The following is a 19,077-nucleotide window of genomic DNA, read 5'->3' as shown; positions in this document are numbered from 1 at the left end:
CATGCGTAATCTGATCATCAGCGCCGCCCTCGTCGCTGCCAGCCTGTTCGGCGTGACCGCCCAGGCCGCTGAAGCCCCTGCCGCACCTTATGTTGAACTGGCTAACCCGGTGCCAGTGGCAGAGCCTGGCAAAATCGAAGTGGTCGAGCTGTTCTGGTACGGCTGCCCGCACTGCTACGCCTTTGAGCCGGTGATCAACCCATGGGTCGAAAAACTGCCTAAAGATGTGAATTTCGTGCGCATTCCTGCCATGTTCGGCGGCCCTTGGGACGCTCACGGCCAGATGTTCCTGACGCTGGAAGCGATGGGTGTGGAGCACAAGGTTCACGCTGCTGTGTTCGAAGCCATCCAGAAACAACACAAAAAGCTGATTACTCCAGAAGAGATGGCTGACTTCCTCGCCACCCAAGGCGTCGACAAGGACAAGTTCCTGGCCACGTTCAACTCTTTCGCCATCAAAGGCAAGATCGCAAAAGCCAAAGAACTGGCCAAGAAGTATGAAATCACTGGCGTTCCAACCATGATCGTCAACGGCAAGTACCGCTTCGATATCGGCTCCGCCGGCGGTGCCGAACAGGCTCTGAAACTGGCCGACCAACTGGTCGCCAAAGAGCGCGCGACCAACAAGGCTGCTGCCAACTAAGCGCGGCAACCGCCATGCGCCGCTGGAAGACCGAACGCACCGTTGGCCTGCATGATCCGCAGGTCAACGAGCATCACTTGGCATCTACGGGCCTGCCAGCAGACCAGCGTCTGCGCTTGCTCAGTTTCAACATCCAGGTCGGTATCAGCACCGAGCGTTATCGGCATTACCTGACCCGTAGCTGGCAGCATTTGCTGCCGCACACCGGGCGCTCAGGCAATTTGCAGAAGATTGGCGACCTGCTCGGCGACTTCGATCTGGTCGCCCTGCAGGAAGCCGACGGCGGCAGCCTGCGCTCAGGCTATGTCAATCAAGTCGAACACCTGGCTCATCTCGGAGCCTTCCCCTACTGGTATCAACAACTCAATCGCAACCTCGGTCGACTGGCCCAGCACAGCAACGGCGTGCTCAGTCGTCTGCGCCCGTGGGCGATTGAAGATCACCCGCTGCCCGGCCCGAAAGGTCGCGGGGCAATTCTGCTGCGCTTCGGCGAAGGACCGGAAGCACTGGTGGTGGTGATGATGCACCTGGCCCTCGGCGCACGCGTGCGCAGCCTGCAACTGGCTTACATTCGTGACCTGATCAGTGGCTATAAACATCAAGTGTTGATGGGCGACATGAACACCCATGCCAGCGATCTGCTACAACATTCTCCGTTACGCGATCTCGGCTTGCTGGCTCCGCAAGTGGAAGCGACATTCCCCAGCTGGCGCCCTCAGCGCTGCCTTGATCATATTTTGCTCAGCCCGACCCTGACCCTGGAAAAGGTCGAAGTGCTGGCCCAACCCATTTCCGATCACCTGCCGGTCGCGGTAGAGATTCGTCTGCCGGGTTCGCTCACGGCCGATGCATTGCCCGCGTTGAGCCCTGCCCCTCGCGGAACCCCTGAATGAGCGACGACGCCCAGCGCTGGAAAGAGAAGTACCTCAAAAGCATCGAACAACAAGACAAGCTCGAACGTCGCTGGGCCGCACGGCTCGACTTGCTGCGCCGAGGCCTGGTGCGCAGCACGCTGGCGGCCGAAGGCACCGACCGAGTGGTTGATCAATGCATGAAAGAGATGCGCGACGTAGTGCGCACCGACGACATGGACGCCGGCCTCGCCGCCCTGTTGCCACGCCTGGAAAAAGCCGTGCTCGATTCCGAGCAGCGCCGCGAGACCCGCATTGATCAGGTCAGCACTGCGCTGACTTCGCTGGTGGCACAATTGCAGGCGTTGCCACTGCCGCGGGAGGTCGCCCAGCCACTGAAGAAGTTTGCCAAGCAACTGGATGGTCGCGTCGGACAAGCGCGGGAAATGCCGCTACTGCTGAGTGAACTGAGCGGTTTGCAGGGCAAGGCGTTGAGTCAGTTGGAGACGCCGGCAGAGCCAGGACGCCCGGGGTTGTTGCAGCGGCTGTTTGGCACTCGTGAAAGTGAGGAGGCAACGACTCCGGTTGCTCCTGCGCCTGAGCAGGCCGCACCCGTCGAGCAACCGCACGCCGCGCCTGAACCTGAATCCGAACCGGTGCAAGCCGCCCCAGCCCCCATCGCTGCGCCAACAGTGGTCGCTCCGGCGATCAAGGAAGCTGCGCCCGTTGCAGCCATCGAGGCGACAACCGCTGCGGCTCCGCTTCAAGCCGAACCCGACGTGGTCGCTTTCGTTCCGCCCAAGGTCTTCTCCGAATCGGTCGTCGCTCCGACGGAAGCAGAAGCCATCGAGCCAGCGGTTAAAGCGCCAGCCCCCGTTCCGGCTCCGGCTCCAGCACCACCCGCCGCCTTCAACCCCGACGAGTTGATTCATCCTGGCGATCCAGCACCGCTGATTCTCGACAGCCTGCCCCTGCCCGAACCTATTGCTCAGGCACTGGCTGCCATCGACCCGGAGCAAGCCGAGCACGACATTCTTTTCGCCTTGCCGGATTCCCCGGAGCCGTCCTATAGCTCCGTGGCCAAACACATCGAGGACACGCTGATCGGTCTGCTCGACGACCTGACGCTGCCAGAACGCCACCGTCCGCAAGCCGAGGCCATGCGCGAACGGCTGAAACACGGCTTGAACTGGTACGAACTGATCCCGATCCTCGACGATCTCGCAACATTGATGCTGGCCATCACCGACAGCGGCCAGCACGAATTCGAAGCCTACTTGCAGCAACTCAACGAACGCCTCGAAGCGTTTCAGAGCAACCTGCAAGCCGCCAGCGAAGGCCATGCCGACAACAGCTCGGCAGCGCGGGCGATGGACACGCAGATCCGCGAGCAAGTCGACGGTTTGCAGACCAGCGTGCAGGAAGCAGCGGATCTGGATGACCTCAAGCAGGTGCTGGAGAACCATCTGGAAGGCTTGCTCGGCACCATGGATCAACACCAGAAACAGCGCGACGCCCGTGAGCAGGAAGTGGCGGCGCGGCTCAAAGGTCTGTCCGAACGCGTGGCGCACATGGAGCAAGAGGCACAGGGCTTCCGCGAGCACCTTGAAGAACAGCGCCAGAAAGCCCTCATCGACCCGCTCACCGGCCTGCCAAACCGCGCGGCCTGGAGCGAACGGCTTGAGCATGAGATCAAGCAGTGGCAGCAACACGGCAACACCCTGAGCCTGGCGATGCTCGACCTTGATCACTTCAAGCGGATCAATGACAACTATGGCCACCTGGCTGGCGACAAAGTGCTGAAGATCATCGCAACCGTGCTGCGCAAACGCCTGCGCGGGTCAGATTTCATTGCCCGTTTCGGCGGCGAAGAGTTCGTCCTGCTGCTACCGGCGACCCCGCCAGCGGTCGGAGCGAAACTGCTGGAAACCCTGCGTGCAGCGATCGAAGCCTGCCCGTTCCACTTCAAAGGCGAACGGGTGACGATCACGATTTCCATGGGACTGGCGACGTTCAGATCGGGAGAACACAGTGATCTGGTGTTGAAAAGAGCCGATCAGGCGCTTTATCGCGCAAAAAATGCAGGGCGCAATCGCGTCGAGCTGGGCTGAGCAAATTGTTCCATTTTGTTTAAATCCGCCCGCTGACCGTCTTCACGCAAGGCAGTACGTTACACTGTTGCATTACTGTCTTGTGCGTACAGCCTTCTGCCATGAAATTCTTTGCCCTCCTCGCGTCTCTTCTTGTTCTGGCCGGTTGCGCCAGCGGTCCGCGTTATGACACCAGCCATCCTTCAGTCAATTACGACAGCCGCATCCAGTTCGTGGTCGTGCATTACACCTCGACTTCGCTGGAGCGTTCGCTGCAACTGTTGACCCATGGTGAAGTCAGCAGCCATTACCTGATCGGCGACGACAAGAGCGCTACCGTCTACAAGTTGATGTACGAAAACCAGCGCGCCTGGCATGCCGGTGAAAGCCAGTGGCAGGGCCGCACGTGGCTGAACTCAAGCTCGATCGGCATCGAAATCGTCAACCCCGGCTTCAAGGACACCCCGACCGGGCGCCTTTGGTATCCGTACAGCGAGGCGCAGATTCAATCGCTGATCGTCCTGCTCAAGGACATCAGCAAGCGCAACGGCATCAGCCCACGGCACATCATTGGTCACAGCGACATCGCTCCATTGCGCAAGCTTGATCCGGGCCCGCTGTTCCCGTGGAAGCGTCTCGCCGCCGAAGGCTTGGGCATATGGCCCAACGAGCAAGCCGTGGCACGCCAGCAAACGCTGTTCAACAACAGCGAACTGCCGAGTATCAGTTGGTTCCAAGGGCAATTGGCGCGTCTTGGTTACGACACGCCGCAGACCGGCGAACTGGACGTCGCAACGCGCCACGTCCTCGCGGCCTTCCAGATGCACTTCCGCCCTTCGCGCTTCGACGGCACGCCGGACGCGCAAACGGCAGCGCTGCTGCTGGTACTCAATCAGACAAAATAATGACGCCCGCCCGACGGTCAGGGCGAAATTGCAATCAGCAGCTATAACTCATTGGTAATTCTTCGGATATTCCATGATGGTTGCTACCCGAGAGACGCTGCGTAGCTGGTTTTATCGCCCCTGGTTTTTGGCGATGATCGCGGCTGTCCTCAGTACCAGCCTGTTGATCGCCGGCGGGATGTTCTTGGCGATGCGTCAGGTCGAGCAAAGTGAAAGCCAGGAAATGAACGCCCAGGGCGAGCGTTTCCTCGCCCGTCTCGAGCAGCTGTTCGGCCAATTGCGCGAAAGTCTTGATGATCTCGAAGCCCAGCCTTTGCGCAGTTGCGATGACGAAATGATCGCCACGCTGCAGCAGGTCACCTTTAACTATCGCTTTGTCTATGAAGCGGCCTACATGGACGCCTCGCGGATCTGTTCCAACCGCCCTCGCCAGGAAGGCTTGTCAGTGGTCCGCGCACCGGACATCAGAGGCCCGACCTACAGCTATTGGCTGAACACCACCACCGAACCCGATGAAAACCGCGCCGCGCTGATGCTCGGCCGCGGCAATTTTCGCGTGGCCACCTCGCGCGGGCATTTGACCGACATGGTCGACCTGTCACCCGGCAGCAGCCTGTTAGTGGTGCTGGATCATGGCACCCGCGCGATTCCGGTGCTGGGCAAGGCGCAGGCATGGCCACCGACCGAACACTGGCCGCCGAAAAGCCAGGACGCCTTGCAAGTCACCCAGACGCGGCTGATCTATCGCATGCCCACCGCCACCCCGGAATACCAACTGGTACTGATCACGCCGCGCACCGGCATGCACATTCCCGCTATCTGGTGGTGGATGATTCCGGCCTGTCTGTTGCTCGGCGCGTTCGTCGGCTTCTTCGTGTTTTTACTGGTGCGCCAGCGTCAGTCATTGGACGCCGAGCTGCACGGCGCCATCCGCCGTGGCGAATTGCAGGTGCTCTATCAACCGATCTTCGACCTCGACACTCGCAACTGCGTAGGTGCCGAGGCCCTGCTGCGCTGGCGCCGTCCGGACGGCACGCTGACCAGCCCCGACCTGTTCATTCCACTGGCAGAAAATACCGGGCAGATCCGGCAGATGACCGACTTCGTTCTCCAACGCTTGCTGGAGCAATTGGGGCCGGTGCTGCGTGCCAACCCGCAGTTGTATATCTCGGTCAACCTCGCTGCCTGTGACGTGATGGTGCCGCGCATCGGCCAGGTCATGGCGCGTCTGCTGACCCTGCACAGAGTGGCGGCCAAGCAGATTGCGTTCGAGGTCACCGAACGTGGCCTGATTGATGTGGTGGTGGCGAAGGAAAACCTGCAAGCATTGCGAGATGTCGGCCATCAGGTATTGATCGACGACTTCGGCACGGGATATTGCAGCCTCGCCTACCTGCAAACACTGCCGGTGGACTGCCTGAAAATCGACAAGGCGTTCATCGACGCACTCGGCCATGACGCTGCCAGCAGCGGCGTCGCGCCACACATCATTCATATGGCGCAGGCGCTGGATTTGAAGGTGATTGCCGAAGGGATCGAACTCGAATCACAAGCCCAATTGCTCAGCAGCGAGGGCGTGAAGTTCGGTCAGGGCTGGCTGTTTGCGCACGCCCTGAGCGCGGTACAGTTCATTGAACTGATCACCCGTGGGCGACGGCTCGCCGGTCGCCGAATGGATGACGAAGCTTAAACGGCCAACGCCATATAGAACTGAGTCCCCTGCCCCGGCCGCGAATAAACCCCCATCCGTCCGCCATGCAGCTGGACGATTTCCTTGCATAGCGCCAGCCCAAGCCCGGCGCCACCCTTCTTGCGTCCAACCTGGACGAACGGCTCGAAAATTCGCCCTTGCTGGCCGTAGGCAATGCCTTCGCCGTTGTCTTCGACGCTGATGATCACTCGCTCGCCGTGGCGACGCGCCTGCAAGCGAATCTGACCGTCGCGGGCGGTGTGGCGCAGGGCGTTATCGATCAGGTTGTCGAGCACTCGATCCAGTTGCGCTTGATCCGCCTGCAAGCGCGGCAGCGGGCCCTGTACCTCTACCATCAATGCGATGCCTTTTTCCGCGGCCGTGTCGGCAAAGCGCAGTTGCGCCTGCTCCAGCAAATCTTCGATGGAGCACGGTGCCAGTGTCAGTTTCTGCAAGCCATTCTGGTAGCGCGAGAAATTGAGCAAGTCGTTGATCAACTGCATCAAGCGCTGCATCTCTTCGTTGACGGTGTCGAGCAGGTCCGCCTCACGAGAATCCGCCGCAAACTTCGCCCGCTCACGGAACAGGCCGAACGCCATGTGCATACCAGTGACTGGCGTGCGCAGCTCATGGGAGGCACGTAATACGAATTCGCTGCGCACCCGCTCGAAGGCACGCTGCTCAGTGACATCGTGCAGCACCATCACCGCCCCCAGAATATGACCCTGGGTGTGGCTCACCGGGGTCAGGCTGTAAGTCAGCAGGCGAGATTCGCCGTCGACCTCAATGCTCAAATCTTCCGGTGCTCGTTCGAGGGTGCCGCCGCGCAACACCAGTTGCAGTTGCGCATCCAGCTCAGGTCGCCCAAGTGCGCTGCCCAGGCCTTGCCCGAGACGGTCATCGTCCCAGCCCAACTGGCGCTGGGCGACCGGGTTGAGATGCTCCAAGTGGCCCTCGCGGTCGATCATCAGCAAGCCGTCATCGATGCTGTCGAGCACGGCCTGTAAGCGTTGTTGACCGGCCATCAACTCATCGACGTTAGTCGCCTGATGCTCACGCAAGGCTTCGGCCATCAGCCCGAACCGCTTGGTCAGCAGATTCATTTCCATCGCTGAGGAAATCGGCAGGGTCACTTCAAAGTTGCCTTGGCCGATATTGTCCGCCGCCCGCGCCAGCGCCTCGATCGGTGCGCCGAAACGCCGGGCAATGCCTTGGGCCGTGACGAAACCGATGATCAACACCGCCAGCCCCACAAGCCCAAGCAGGCCGGCGACCAACAGCGCCCGCTCGCGGGCATCTCGCTGGACGGCGTTGATATTGTCGAGCGCATGCTTGTGCTCGGCGATCAGTCCGTTGCGCAAGGTATTGAAGCGCTCGCGGAAGTCCGCATTGCTCATCATCGTCTTGGCAGGGTCACGGGACAGGTCGAACGCCTGCAGGAAATTCAGATAATCTTTTTTGGCCTGACTGAAACCATACAGCTGACCATCGCCCTCCTTTTCCTGGGCGATGCCTTCGTCGAGCAACTGGAAATAATGCTGCCTGGACGCTTCGAACGCCACGGGATCAGGCTTTTCCGCCAGCATGATGATCAGTTGATCACCCAGCGTCTGCCGCAGCTTGAGGCCCAGATCAAGGGTGGCGAAGTTACTGCGCACCCGCTCTTCCTGAGTTCCAGCCATCTGCATCACGCTGACCAGCCCGAGCAACAGCCCGAGCAAAGCCACGGTGATCAGTGCGGAAATGCTCAGGAACAAGCGGGTCCGCAACTTCATCGCCAGTTTCATCGTCGGGCGCTCACAGGTTGTACTGCTTGCGCTTGCGATACAGGGTCGAGGCATCAATGCCGAGGGTTTTCGCCGCTTGATCCAGCGTGCCGGCGGTGGCCAGAACGGCGCCGATATGCGCTTTTTCCAACTCGTCCAGGCTCAGCGCCGCGCCGACCCTTGGCGCATTGCTGGCGGGTTGCTCGGCCATGCCCAAATGGCTGATTTCCACGCGCTCCTGCGGGCAGATGATGCTTGCGCGCTCAACCACGTTGCGCAACTCGCGGATGTTGCCCGGCCAGCGATAGCCGAGCAGCGCCTCACGGGCTTCGTCGCTGAACCCCCGAGCCGGACGTGCGTACTCTTTAACGAAGCGGGCAAGAAAGCGGTCGGCCAGGGTCAAAATGTCTTCGCTGCGCTCGCGCAACGGCGGCAAGTGCAAGGTGATGACGTTGAGGCGATAGAGCAGGTCTTCACGGAAACGCCCGTCGCGCACCATGTCCTCTAGATTGAGGTTGGTCGCCGCCAGAATCCGCACGTCGGCGCGGCGGGTCACCGGGTCGCCTACCCGCTCGTATTCCTTGTCCTGAATAAAGCGCAGCAACTTGGGTTGCAACGTCAGGGGAAAATCGCCGATCTCGTCGAGAAACAGCGTACCGCCGTCGGCCTGATTGACGCGACCCAAAGTACTTTCGCTGGCACCGGTAAACGCACCGCGACTGTGACCGAACAGCTCACTTTCCATCAGTTCGGCGGTCAGCGACGGGCAGTTGATGGTCACGCAGGATTTCTTCTCGCGCTTGCTCCAGCCGTGAATCGCCCGGGCCAGTTCACCTTTACCGGTGCCGGACTCGCCGAGAATAAGAATGTTGGCGTCAGTGCTCGCCACCTGCCGCGCAGTCTCCAGCACGACTTTCATCGCCGGGCTGTGAGAATCGAGGCCGTCCTTCGGCTTGCGGATTTCGCCTTCGAGGGCTTCAAGACGTGCCGAGAGTTGGCGCACTTCCAGTTGCTTGGCGGTCGCCAGGCGCAATTGATCCGGGCTGCACGGCTTGACCAGATAGTCGACGGCGCCAGCCTGAATGGCATCCACGGCGGTATCGACAGCCGAATGCGCGGTGACGATCACCACGCGCATCCACGGCGCCTGAATGCGCATTTGCGCCAGCACATCGAGGCCGTTGTCTTCGCCCAAGCGCAAATCAAGGAAGCACAGATCAAAGACCTGGCGTTGCAGCAGTGCGTCGGCCTGGGCCGCGCTGTTGGCAGTGGCGACCGTATAGCCTTCATCTTCGAGGCAATAACGGAAGGTTCGCAGGATGGCGGATTCGTCGTCCACCAGCAGAATGCGGCCTTGATGCTCAGTGGCAGATTCCATTTTTCCTACGCTCCATAGTGATTGGTCTTGGGTTAGTCCCGGAAAAATCGGGCAAGTTGCATGGTTGATTCTGAACGATGCCAGCCATAGGAGGGTAGCCCTCTCCTGCCTTTACGGCTAATACACTGATTTTGTTGATTTTTTAAACAATCATCGATTTGCAGGGGATTCCCTGCGTACTTTTCTGACATCCGCGCCCTGCTCTCAATTCCATAAGAATGAAATCTCCTACGAAATAATCGTGCATTGCGCACGATCCTAGGAGCCCCATCGTGCAGGATGCGTCGTAATTCATTTTTATAGCACTCATAACTAATTGATTTTATTGAATATTTTCCAAATAAAAAATTGGCATGCAGCCTGCAATATATCTTTTAGCCCGGGCAGATCAGAACTGCCCCAACCGAATAAGAGTGAGGAACCCAGGATGACTCGCCAACGTGCCGCCCAAGTGCGTATCTCGCCACTGCATATCCAGCAAGGCCTGTTCGGCGTTCTTGCCCTGTTGATCACCCTGATCGCGTGCCAGCAATACCTGAGCTGGGAAAACAGCCAGAAGGCTGAGCCGCTGATCTCGATGCAACACAGCACGCAGAAGCACTTCAGTGCCGTCAGCAATAGCCAGGCAGAGAGCGCCTCGATGCGCATGATGGATGTTGATCAGGCGCAGCCAATGGATCAGATGCCACGTGAAGAGCGCTGGGTTTTCTAACTGTTAAACAGATTCGGGCGCGATGCGCCGGAACACGCCACACCCCTAAATAGAGAAGTAAGGAGAATCACCATGTTGAGCTGGGCAATTACATTCTTGATCATTGCCATCATCGCTGCAGTACTGGGCTTCGGTGGTATCGCGGGCACCGCCACGGGTATCGCCAAGATTCTCTTTGTCGTGTTCCTGGTGATGTTCATCGCTTCCTTCTTCTTTGGCCGTCGCGGCCGAGGTTAACGATGATTGCGTTAAAGACATTGGCAGCCGCCCTGCTTCTGGGCGGTAGTGCCATGGCGATGGCGGCCAACGACGGCCAGACGCGAGTCAACGAACTCTTGAGTTCCGACCCGCAATACCGGGAAACCTGGGAAGGCGTGGTAAAGAAGGAAGAACGCCTGCCGGAATGGGTGATGAACCTGTCCGGCACGCCTGACCAGCAAATGAATGCCGTGACTGAAGATGGCGACCAGTATCTGGTTGGGCCGCTCTGTGAAAATGCAGACAAATGCCTGAACCACCGCTTGATCGTCGCGTTCAGTTTCGACAAGAAAGATGCCTACGCCATGCTCGTCGATGTGCCCGAAGGTCTGCCGGCTGACAAGTCGCCAACGCGACATGCCACCTACCGCTTCCTCGGCAAACCCGACCAGGGCATGCAGGATCTTTTGATGGAAACGCTGAAGAAAGATCCGAAGTGGTATTGATGCGAGTTTGAACATGAGGGCAGCCCCCCCCGCTGCCCTCCATTGCGCCCACCCGAGGAAGGCCGGCGCATGACCAAGGGGCCGGGACGTTCTGACTGTTACAGGGTCGGAGTGACCTACGGGTACAGGGAGTGCCTGCGCAAGGGCCGGGTCAGGGTAAAAGCTGCGTCGCAGGTTCGCCGACCCATAGTGGCTCGACGGACTTGCGCTGAGCTTTCAATCAGGCAGAACATTGATCTAGAGCGTCCTGCTCATCTTTTTATCGCTCACACTGCGCGCGAAAACATTTCGCGGTGTTTCCTGGCGACCGTATATCGCGAAAACATGTTTCCAATCAGTAGGACTTCTAGTCTCGAAATGTAGGCTTTTTCCGAAAATTTCCGTCGAAATTACTCGTTCAAAAAACAACCAATCTGCGCTGTGATGGCCGGTTCACGGCACTTATGCCGGCTGAAATGTCGCAATCGAACCGGTTGGGACGCCAGTTTCGTTAAAAAAAGCTCATGCCGATTCGGCATAGGGTAGGCGTTTACGGCATTAGACGGCGCAACCTTGCATCGGAATAGTTGCGCCTTTTTTCGCCTGCCGAAGAGCCGTAAACACGCGCTTTGGGGCACCTTATACGGAGGCAGATGCACAGACTTTTCCGCTAAAAAGCGTTCCAGTTCCTGCATCTGCCTGAGTCAAACGCAAGTAAGGGTAAAGATAATGAAGAAGGCAAAACTCAGCCTCGCCTGGCAGATCCTCATCGGTCTGGTTCTAGGGATTGCAATTGGTGCGTTGCTCAACCATTTCAGTGCCGAGAAGGCCTGGTGGATCAGCAACGTCCTGCAACCGGCAGGCGATATCTTTATCCGTCTGATCAAGATGATCGTGATCCCGATCGTCATCTCTTCCCTGATCGTCGGCATCGCTGGCGTGGGCGACGCCAAGAAGCTCGGGCGTATCGGCCTGAAAACGATCATCTATTTCGAAATCGTCACCACCATCGCCATTATTGTTGGCCTGGTTCTGGCGAACGTGTTCCATCCGGGTGCCGGCATCGACATGAGCACGCTGGGTACAGTGGATATTTCCAAGTACCAGGCGACCGCCGCCGAAGTGCAGCATGAACACGCGTTCATCGAGACCATCCTCAACCTGATCCCGTCGAACATCTTCGCGGCCATGGCTCGCGGCGAAATGCTGCCGATCATCTTCTTCTCCGTGCTGTTCGGTCTCGGCTTGTCGAGCCTGCAGTCGGATCTGCGCGAGCCGCTGGTGAAGATGTTCCAGGGCGTCTCGGAAAGCATGTTCAAAGTCACCCACATGATCATGAACTACGCCCCGATCGGCGTATTCGCACTGATCGCGGTGACTGTCGCCAACTTCGGCTTCGCCTCGTTGCTGCCGTTGGCCAAACTGGTGATCCTGGTTTACGTCGCCATCGCCTTCTTCGCCTTTGTGGTGCTGGGCCTGATCGCCAAGCTGTTCGGTTTCTCGGTGATCAAGCTGATGCGCATCTTCAAGGATGAGCTGGTGCTGGCTTACTCCACCGCGTCCTCGGAAACCGTGCTGCCGCGCGTGATCGAGAAGATGGAAGCCTACGGTGCGCCGAAAGCCATCTGTAGCTTCGTGGTGCCGACCGGTTACTCGTTCAACCTCGACGGTTCGACCCTGTACCAGTCCATCGCCGCCATCTTCATTGCCCAGCTCTACGGCATCGACCTGTCGATCAGCCAGCAACTGCTGCTGGTGCTGACCCTGATGGTCACCTCCAAAGGCATCGCCGGTGTACCGGGCGTGTCCTTCGTGGTGCTGCTGGCCACCTTGGGCAGCGTGGGTATTCCGCTGGAAGGCCTGGCATTCATCGCCGGTGTCGACCGCATCATGGACATGGCACGTACAGCCCTGAACGTGATCGGCAACGCTTTGGCCGTGCTGGTTATCGCGCGCTGGGAAGGCATGTACGACGACGCCAAGGGCGAGCGCTACTGGAACTCCCTGCCGCACTGGCGCAGCAAGGAAAAACTGCCGGCCGGCGAGATTTCCAAGAACTGATTGCTGAACCCTGTGGGATTGGCTTTTCTGTGGGAGCGAGCCTGCTCGCGAAGCGGTATGTCATCACGCATTGATGTGACTGACCGGACGCTTTCGCGAGCAGGCTCGCTCCCTCAGGGGATTTGAGCAAGACACAAGAGATGCACAGACAAACCCCGGACAAAATCCGGGGTTTGTCGTTTCTGGCGACCCCGCTATCATTCGCCGCATCTTCCGGGGGATTTGACTGATGCTTAATGGCCTGTGGCTTGGCTTCTTTGTCGTGGCAGCAATATCTGCGCTGGTGCAGTGGCTGGTCGGCGGTAACGCCGGAATCTTCGCGGCGATGGTGGAAAGCATTTTTGCCATGGCCAAGCTGTCGGTCGAGGTCATGGTGCTGCTGTTCGGCACCCTCACCTTGTGGCTGGGCTTTCTGCGCATTGCCGAGAAGGCCGGGATCGTCGACTGGCTGGCCAAGGTGTTGGGCCCGCTGTTTCTTCGCCTGATGCCGGAAGTCCCACCCGGTCACCCTGCCCTTGGCCTGATCACCCTGAACTTCGCCGCCAACGGACTTGGCCTGGACAACGCCGCCACGCCGATCGGCCTGAAAGCCATGAAGGCGTTGCAGGAACTCAACCCCAGCGCCACCATCGCCAGCAACGCGCAGATCCTGTTTCTGGTACTCAACGCCTCCTCCCTGACCCTGCTGCCGGTGACGATCTTCATGTACCGCGCCCAGCAAGGGGCGCCGGATCCGACCCTGGTGTTTCTGCCGATCCTGCTGGCAACCAGTTGCTCGACCATCGTCGGTTTCCTCTCGGTGGCATTCATGCAGCGTCTGCGGGTCTGGGACCCGGTGGTGCTGGCCTATCTGATTCCAGGTGCGCTGATCCTCGGTGGCTTCATGGCGCTGCTGGCGACGATGTCGGCCACCGCGTTGGCGGGTCTTTCGTCGATCCTCGGCAATCTCACGTTGTTCGGGCTGATCATGCTGTTTCTGGTGATCGGCGCCTTGCGCAAGGTGAAGGTTTACGAAGCATTCGTCGAGGGTGCGAAAGAGGGCTTCGACGTCGCCAAAAACCTGCTGCCGTATCTGGTCGCAATGCTCTGTGCCATTGGCGTGCTACGCGCCTCCGGGGCACTGGATTTTGGTCTGGACGGGATTCGCCATCTGGTCGAATGGGCCGGTTGGGACACGCGGTTTGTCGACGCGCTGCCGACGGCGATGGTCAAACCATTCTCCGGCAGCGCTGCGCGGGCGATGCTGATTGAAACGATGAAAACCTCCGGCGTCGACAGCTTCCCGGCGCTGGTGGCGGCGACGATTCAGGGCAGTACCGAGACCACGTTCTATGTGCTGGCCGTTTACTTTGGAGCGGTGGGGATTCAGCGGGCGCGGCATGCGGTGGGGTGTGCGTTGCTGGCGGAGTTGGCGGGCGTGATTGGCGCGATTGGCGTGTGCTACTGGTTCTTCGGCTGATCACAGATCAAAACTGTAGGAGTGAGCCTGCTCGCGATAGCTTGCTGACAGCCACTAATGATGGCGACTGACAAACCGCCATCGCCAGCAGGCTGGCTCCTACTTTGGTTTTGTGTGGGGCTTAAGGTCTGGGTTGTGGTGCGAGTTTCTGCCCTTGATCTACCGCCCACGCCACGACCTTCGCGGTCAGGCGATCACTGGCCTGGCCGAAGCCTGCGACCACTGCTGGCACCTGTACATCGCTCAACGGTTGACGCTCTTCAAAGCGGCGACTGGCCAGAATCCGCTGGTCATAGCCACGCACCAGCAGCGCATCGACTCGCACAACGACGCTGGCCTGCGTCCCCTGATATTCAGTCTGAAACGCCTGCAAATTCCCGCCCAGCTCCAGATCCGCGGCAAAGTTGCTGTCATCGGTACTCAGCAACGTCACCCGGCCATCACGCGCGAAGCCGTCCAGCAACCGATTACGCACCAGCACCGGCGCCGGATCGCTCCAGCGCGAAGCTTTATAGCTGCTGATCACGTCACCCTGTGGAATCACCGCAATACTCGGCCGGTTCAACGCTTCGCTGGCCTGCAACTTGTTCAGGCGCAGCGACCACTGCTGCGGCGCCGCCGAACTGGCCGAGGCGGGTGCTTGTGCGCTCGGCAGACGGTAAACGTCCGATGGCTCCGACTTGGGCAAGATCGAGCACGCGCTGATCAGGGTAATGCTGGCGGCGAGGAGGGCGAGGCGAGTCAGCTTCATGGCGTGAACTCCTTGTTCTTGTCACTGCCCAGCAGGTAACCGCTGGGGTTGGCCTCCAGGCGTTGGGAAATGGCGCGCAGCGAAGTCAGGGTTTCGCGCAGTTCGCGGATCGCCGGGGCGAGGCCATTGAGGCCCTGCATGCCGTTGTCGAGGGAGTTCTGGTTCTTGCTCAGCAGGCCGTTGATGGTCGCGCTGCTTTGTTCCAGCGACTTCATCGCCTGTTCGGCACTGCCTAGCGCCTGTTTGCCCTGATCGTTGAGCAGGCCGTTGGCGTTGCGCATCAACAGCGAGGTCTGTTCGAGCATGTTGCCGGCCTGTTTGCCGACCGTCGCCAGTTGCTGCATGGCCTGACGCAAGTCGCCGCGCTGATCGTTGATCGATCCGGTGGTCTGTTCCAGATGGGCGAGGGTGTTGCTGACGCGTTCGACATTCTCGGCGGAGAACATGTGGTTGGCGTTATTGAGCAGGGCACTGATGCCGGTCATCAAGTCGTTGCTGTCGTTGAGCAGGCGCGAAATCGGCGAAGGCGAGGCGACAATGGTCGGCAGGTTGCCGTCATGCCCTCTGAGTTTCGGGCTTTCTGGCGTACCGCCGCTGAGCTGGATGATCGACGTACCGGTGATCCCGGTCAGCGCCAGTTTCGCCAGGGTGTCTTCCTTGATCGGGGTGTCGCCACCCAGACGAATCCGCGCCAGCACCCGGCGCGGGTCCTGTGGATCGAGCCGCAGGCTGACCACGTCGCCGACCTTGATCCCGCTGTACTGCACCGAACTGCCCTTGGACAGACCGCTGACCGCCTCGTTGAAGACGATTTCGTAATCCTTGAACTCGGTGTCGACGCTGGACTTGGCCAGGAACAGACCGAAGAGCAGGGCGCCGGCCACCACGATGACGGTGAACAGGCCAATCAACACATGATGGGCTCGGGTTTCCATGTCAGACCTCGTTAAGCAATTTGGCGGCGTCCAGCGCCGAGCGGCCGCGCGGGCCGTGGAAGTATTCGTGAATCCACGCGTCATCCGTTTCCGAAACGACGTCGATGGGACCCGCGACCAGCACTTTCTTCTGCGCCAGCACCGCCACGCGGTCGGTGATGGTGTAGAGCGTGTCGAGGTCGTGGGTCACCAGAAACACGCTCAGGCCCAGCGCGTCGCGCAGGGTCAGGATCAATTGATCGAACTGCGCCGCGCCGATCGGATCGAGGCCGGCGGTGGGTTCGTCGAGAAACAGGATGTCCGGATCCAGGGCCAAGGCCCGCGCCAATGCGGCGCGCTTGATCATGCCGCCGGACAGCGACGACGGGTATTTGTCCGCCGCCGACAGCGGCAACCCGGCCAGCGCCAGTTTGACCGCGGCCAGATGCTCGGCATCGTGACGGCTCAGGCCGGCGTGCTCGATCAGGGGCAGGGCGACGTTCTCGGTCACCGTCAGCGAGGAAAACAGCGCGCCTTTCTGGAACAGCACGCCAAAGCGCCGCTCGACCAGTGAGCGCTCGTGCTCGGACAGGCTTGGCAGGTTCTGGCCAAATACTTTGACGTTGCCTTCGCTGGGCCGGCGCAGGCCAACGATGCTGCGCAACAGCACCGATTTGCCGCTGCCGGAACCGCCGACCACGGCGAGGATTTCGCCTTTGTACAAATCCAGATCGAGGTTTTCGTGCACGCTCTGGCTGCCAAAGCGATTGCACAGACCACGGACTTCGATCACCGCCTCGGCGGGCGCGCGGGGTAGACGACTCACCAGCCCATCTCCATAAAGAACAGCGCGGCCACCGCATCAAGCACGATCACCACGAAAATCGACTGCACCACGGCGGAGGTGGTGTGGGCGCCGACCGATTCGGCGCTGCCGCTGACCTTGAAGCCTTCCAGGCAACCGATCGCGGCGATCAGGAAGGCGAAGATCGGCGCTTTGACCAGCCCGACCAGGAAATGCTGAATGCCGATGTCCGATTGCAGCAGCGACAGAAACATCGCCGGCGAAATATCCAGCGACACCGCGCAGACCACGCCGCCACCGACGATGCCCGAGAGCATCGCCAGAAACGTCAGCATCGGCAACGCCACCAGCATCGCCAGCACCCGTGGCACTACCAGCAACTCCATGGGGTCGAGGCCGAGAGTGCGGATCGCGTCGATTTCTTCGTTGGCCTTCATCGAGCCGATCTGCGCGGTGAACGCACTGGCGGTGCGCCCGGCCATCAGGATCGCCGTCAGCAACACGCCGAACTCACGCAGGAACGAGAAGCCCACCAGATCCACGGTAAAAATCGTCGCGCCGAAACTGGCCAGCACCGTCGCGCCGAGAAACGCCACCACCGCGCCGACCAGAAAGGTCAGCAACGCCACGATGGGCGCGGCGTCGAGACCGGTCTGTTCGATGTGCGCGATCATCGGCGTGATCCGCCAGCGCTTGGGCCGGAACAGGTTGCGGGCGATGGTTTCCAGAATCAGCCCGACGAAGCCGAGCAGTTGCAGGGTGTCTTGCCAGATCGTGTCGACGGCGCGGCCGATGCGCGTCAGCAACTGCACGCTGACGCTGACTTCCGGTTCCTTGATCGGCACGCAGAAATCGGTCAGCGACTGATACACGGTTTGCAGCAGCGCGCGATCAGCAGAGGAAATCGTGCAATCGGGATGTTCGGCGGATTTGCCGAGGCGTTCGGAACCGAGCAGTTCCACCAGCAACGAGGCGCCAGCGGTATCGAGGGCACCGAGGCCGTTCAGATCAATCGGCGTGCTGGCGTCGTATTGGCCGTGGAGCTTTTCGCTCAGTTGCTTGAGGTCGGCGTAATGGGCGAGCGTCCAGTCCCCGGTAACCCGCAGGCGGGCAGGGGTGATCGACGTGTCCAGTTGGGCACTGCCTGTCATTGAACGGCTGGTCATAAGCTCCGTGCTTTTCGGCTAAATACGCTGGCATACGTAATAGCACGAACCTGACTACTTTTCTTTGACCGCTGTGCTGTCCGTCACTTCAAAACGCAGCACGCCGATCACTTGGCCATCCTCGGTCAGTACTCGAACCTGCCACTTGCCTGCCGGATTGCCGGGGAAATTCTGCTTGTGCGTCCACGCCCGGTAGCCTTCCTTGCGCCCGCCATGGATGTCGAGAGCGATGCGATCGACCTCTTTGCCGTTGAACTGCCAGACGTGATAAATCCGCTCATCGAGGCCGCGCGGCGCGTTGATCGCGGTGTAGGCGTAGAGCCCGCCGTTGCGAATCTGTTCGGCACTGACCTCGTCGAGGCTGGCGCCGGGGGTGCGATCCTGCATCTGCGTACTGATCGCCACGTCGCTCATCCACAGCGTCGCTGGCGGCACCCACGAACGCAGCACCCAGCCGACGCCGCCGATGCCCACCGTGATGCAGAGAATCGCCAGCGCGTTGCGCACCGTGCGGATCGGGAAGATGGAGGCCAGGCTCGGGAACGACAACACCACTGCGGTGCCCAGCGCCCATTTGAAACTCTGCGAAGTGGTCAGGTGCATGATCACCGGCAATGCAGTGAGCAGGGCGGCGAACAGGGTCAGGGTATGCAGCGCGAGAAACGCCCAGCGTCGCGGCGCCAGCCATTTGTAGTAGAGCGGATCGATCACCGAAATCAGTGCGGCGATGCTCAACAGCCCGGTGAAAATCAACTGGCCGCTGTTCCACGTCGTGGTGATGAAGAAGAACGGCAGGACAAAAAACAGGCTTTCCTGATGGATCATCTGCGTCGCGTAACGCAGCAGCGGCTGGGGAATTTCCCGTTTGAAAATCCGCGTGAACAGCTTGGTCAGGCTGTTTTCCAGCATCAGCCAGATCCAGCTCAGCAGCATGATCGTGGTGATCCAGCTCGCCAGGCCCTGTTGCCGGTCGACCAGGATGAAACTGCCGACCCCGGAGATGAAACCACCAAGCGCAATGACCCCGGGATAGCGCTTCATCAGTTCGAGAATGCGCTGGATCAGCAGGGTCAGTTTTGGCATTTTGGGGAGTCACGACACTGTAGGAAAAAACCCGGAAAGGTTACCGCCACATAACCCCTGTGGCGAGGGGATTTATCCCCGATCGGCGGCGCAGCCGTCGCAAATCAGGTGAATGCGGTT

General features: G+C 60.0%; 17 protein-coding genes. 10 read left to right on the top strand and 7 right to left on the bottom strand.

Translation table 11 applies throughout. The features are described 5' to 3' along the window. Nucleotide 1: 1 nt before the first annotated feature. From ACA074_RS00285 to ACA074_RS00265, 5 genes are all read left to right on the top strand, one after another. Nucleotides 2–643: a thiol:disulfide interchange protein DsbA/DsbL gene (locus ACA074_RS00285; RefSeq protein WP_497678221.1), complete on the top strand. Its 642-nt coding sequence runs from the start codon at nucleotides 2–4 to the stop codon at nucleotides 641–643. Nucleotides 644–657: 14 nt separating this feature from the next. Then, nucleotides 658–1,536, top strand: a complete 879-nt coding sequence (locus ACA074_RS00280; RefSeq protein WP_497615796.1) for an endonuclease/exonuclease/phosphatase family protein — start codon at nucleotides 658–660, stop codon at nucleotides 1,534–1,536. Next, the gene (locus ACA074_RS00275) at nucleotides 1,533–3,605 is read left to right on the top strand and encodes a GGDEF domain-containing protein (RefSeq protein WP_497678220.1); all 2,073 of its coding nucleotides are present in this window, start codon (nucleotides 1,533–1,535) and stop codon (nucleotides 3,603–3,605) included. Before ACA074_RS00280 ends, ACA074_RS00275 begins: the two co-directional genes overlap by 4 nt. Before the next feature lie 101 nt (nucleotides 3,606–3,706). Next, entirely contained in the window at nucleotides 3,707–4,489 is a 783-nt protein-coding gene (locus tag ACA074_RS00270) for an N-acetylmuramoyl-L-alanine amidase (RefSeq protein WP_497678219.1), read from the top strand. A gap of 73 nt (nucleotides 4,490–4,562) precedes the next feature. Further along, nucleotides 4,563–6,179, top strand: coding sequence for an EAL domain-containing protein (locus ACA074_RS00265; protein WP_187677284.1), 1,617 nt, complete (start codon nucleotides 4,563–4,565; stop codon nucleotides 6,177–6,179). Here ACA074_RS00265 and ACA074_RS00260 read toward each other — a convergent pair. Together ACA074_RS00260 and algB are read right to left on the bottom strand one after the other, a co-directional pair. Further along, complete coding sequence (locus tag ACA074_RS00260) at nucleotides 6,176–7,966, bottom strand: KinB sensor domain-containing domain (protein WP_187677283.1); 1,791 nt, start codon at nucleotides 7,964–7,966, stop codon at nucleotides 6,176–6,178. The genes ACA074_RS00265 and ACA074_RS00260 overlap by 4 nt on opposite strands. Nucleotides 7,967–7,976: 10 nt before the next feature. Then, complete coding sequence (gene algB / locus ACA074_RS00255) at nucleotides 7,977–9,323, bottom strand: sigma-54-dependent response regulator transcription factor AlgB (protein ID WP_497678218.1); 1,347 nt, start codon at nucleotides 9,321–9,323, stop codon at nucleotides 7,977–7,979. Nucleotides 9,324–9,750: 427 nt separating this feature from the next. On the opposite strand from algB, the gene ACA074_RS00250 reads away from it, so the two are divergent. The 5 genes from ACA074_RS00250 (at nucleotide 9,751) to ACA074_RS00230 (ending at nucleotide 14,238) form a co-directional block, all read left to right on the top strand. Continuing rightward, entirely contained in the window at nucleotides 9,751–10,035 is a 285-nt protein-coding gene (locus tag ACA074_RS00250; protein ID WP_401268269.1) for a hypothetical protein, read from the top strand. A 72-nt stretch (nucleotides 10,036–10,107) separates the two neighbouring features. Next, a complete protein-coding gene (locus ACA074_RS00245) occupies nucleotides 10,108–10,272 on the top strand; it encodes a DUF1328 domain-containing protein (protein WP_003177151.1) in 165 nt (54 codons plus the stop codon). 2 nt (nucleotides 10,273–10,274) lie between these two features. Beyond that, nucleotides 10,275–10,739 carry an inhibitor of vertebrate lysozyme family protein gene (locus ACA074_RS00240; protein ID WP_187677280.1) on the top strand — a complete coding sequence of 155 codons (465 nt, stop codon included), beginning with the start codon at nucleotides 10,275–10,277 and terminating at the stop codon, nucleotides 10,737–10,739. A 708-nt stretch (nucleotides 10,740–11,447) separates the two neighbouring features. Further along, a complete protein-coding gene (gene gltP, locus ACA074_RS00235) occupies nucleotides 11,448–12,779 on the top strand; it encodes a glutamate/aspartate:proton symporter GltP (protein WP_305440660.1) in 1,332 nt (443 codons plus the stop codon). 229 nt (nucleotides 12,780–13,008) lie between these two features. Continuing rightward, nucleotides 13,009–14,238, top strand: a complete 1,230-nt coding sequence (locus ACA074_RS00230; RefSeq protein ID WP_187677278.1) for a nucleoside recognition domain-containing protein — start codon at nucleotides 13,009–13,011, stop codon at nucleotides 14,236–14,238. Nucleotides 14,239–14,359: 121 nt separating this feature from the next. On the opposite strand, the gene ACA074_RS00225 is transcribed toward ACA074_RS00230, so the two are convergent. Genes ACA074_RS00225 through ACA074_RS00205 form a run of 5 tightly spaced genes read right to left on the bottom strand, consistent with a single transcriptional unit; the run spans nucleotide 14,360 to nucleotide 18,957 of the window. After that, nucleotides 14,360–14,989 carry an ABC-type transport auxiliary lipoprotein family protein gene (locus ACA074_RS00225; RefSeq protein WP_497615786.1) on the bottom strand — a complete coding sequence of 210 codons (630 nt, stop codon included), beginning with the start codon at nucleotides 14,987–14,989 and terminating at the stop codon, nucleotides 14,360–14,362. Further along, complete coding sequence (locus ACA074_RS00220) at nucleotides 14,986–15,924, bottom strand: MlaD family protein (RefSeq protein ID WP_497678217.1); 939 nt, start codon at nucleotides 15,922–15,924, stop codon at nucleotides 14,986–14,988. Before ACA074_RS00220 ends, ACA074_RS00225 begins: the two co-directional genes overlap by 4 nt. Nucleotide 15,925: 1 nt before the next feature. Continuing rightward, the gene (locus ACA074_RS00215; protein WP_187677275.1) at nucleotides 15,926–16,729 is read right to left on the bottom strand and encodes an ABC transporter ATP-binding protein; all 804 of its coding nucleotides are present in this window, start codon (nucleotides 16,727–16,729) and stop codon (nucleotides 15,926–15,928) included. After that, on the bottom strand, nucleotides 16,726–17,874 hold the full coding sequence (locus tag ACA074_RS00210; RefSeq protein ID WP_187677274.1) for an ABC transporter permease: 1,149 nt from the start codon (nucleotides 17,872–17,874) through the stop codon (nucleotides 16,726–16,728). Before ACA074_RS00210 ends, ACA074_RS00215 begins: the two co-directional genes overlap by 4 nt. A gap of 54 nt (nucleotides 17,875–17,928) precedes the next feature. Continuing rightward, entirely contained in the window at nucleotides 17,929–18,957 is a 1,029-nt protein-coding gene (locus ACA074_RS00205; RefSeq protein WP_401268261.1) for a DUF5924 family protein, read from the bottom strand. Nucleotides 18,958–19,077: the final 120 nt, after the last annotated feature.

It is taken from the genome of Pseudomonas sp. LBUM1655 (genome assembly GCF_059716085.1).
This window is presented reverse-complemented; position numbering and strand designations above follow the sequence as displayed.

Excerpts from the sequence above, each read along its gene's own strand:
- ACA074_RS00285 (WP_497678221.1), top strand. The coding sequence starts at position 2 with ATGCGTAATCTGATCATCAGCGCCGCCCTCGTCGCTGCCAGCCTGTTC.
- ACA074_RS00280 (WP_497615796.1), top strand. The coding sequence starts at position 658 with ATGCGCCGCTGGAAGACCGAACGCACCGTTGGCCTGCATGATCCGCAG.
- ACA074_RS00275 (WP_497678220.1), top strand. The coding sequence starts at position 1,533 with ATGAGCGACGACGCCCAGCGCTGGAAAGAGAAGTACCTCAAAAGCATC.
- ACA074_RS00270 (WP_497678219.1), top strand. The coding sequence starts at position 3,707 with ATGAAATTCTTTGCCCTCCTCGCGTCTCTTCTTGTTCTGGCCGGTTGC.
- ACA074_RS00265 (WP_187677284.1), top strand. The coding sequence starts at position 4,563 with ATGATGGTTGCTACCCGAGAGACGCTGCGTAGCTGGTTTTATCGCCCC.
- ACA074_RS00260 (WP_187677283.1), bottom strand. The coding sequence starts at position 7,966 with ATGAAACTGGCGATGAAGTTGCGGACCCGCTTGTTCCTGAGCATTTCC.
- algB (WP_497678218.1), bottom strand. The coding sequence starts at position 9,323 with ATGGAATCTGCCACTGAGCATCAAGGCCGCATTCTGCTGGTGGACGAC.
- ACA074_RS00250 (WP_401268269.1), top strand. The coding sequence starts at position 9,751 with ATGACTCGCCAACGTGCCGCCCAAGTGCGTATCTCGCCACTGCATATC.
- ACA074_RS00245 (WP_003177151.1), top strand. The coding sequence starts at position 10,108 with ATGTTGAGCTGGGCAATTACATTCTTGATCATTGCCATCATCGCTGCA.
- ACA074_RS00240 (WP_187677280.1), top strand. The coding sequence starts at position 10,275 with ATGATTGCGTTAAAGACATTGGCAGCCGCCCTGCTTCTGGGCGGTAGT.
- gltP (WP_305440660.1), top strand. The coding sequence starts at position 11,448 with ATGAAGAAGGCAAAACTCAGCCTCGCCTGGCAGATCCTCATCGGTCTG.
- ACA074_RS00230 (WP_187677278.1), top strand. The coding sequence starts at position 13,009 with ATGCTTAATGGCCTGTGGCTTGGCTTCTTTGTCGTGGCAGCAATATCT.
- ACA074_RS00225 (WP_497615786.1), bottom strand. The coding sequence starts at position 14,989 with ATGAAGCTGACTCGCCTCGCCCTCCTCGCCGCCAGCATTACCCTGATC.
- ACA074_RS00220 (WP_497678217.1), bottom strand. The coding sequence starts at position 15,924 with ATGGAAACCCGAGCCCATCATGTGTTGATTGGCCTGTTCACCGTCATC.
- ACA074_RS00210 (WP_187677274.1), bottom strand. The coding sequence starts at position 17,874 with ATGACCAGCCGTTCAATGACAGGCAGTGCCCAACTGGACACGTCGATC.
- ACA074_RS00205 (WP_401268261.1), bottom strand. The coding sequence starts at position 18,957 with ATGCCAAAACTGACCCTGCTGATCCAGCGCATTCTCGAACTGATGAAG.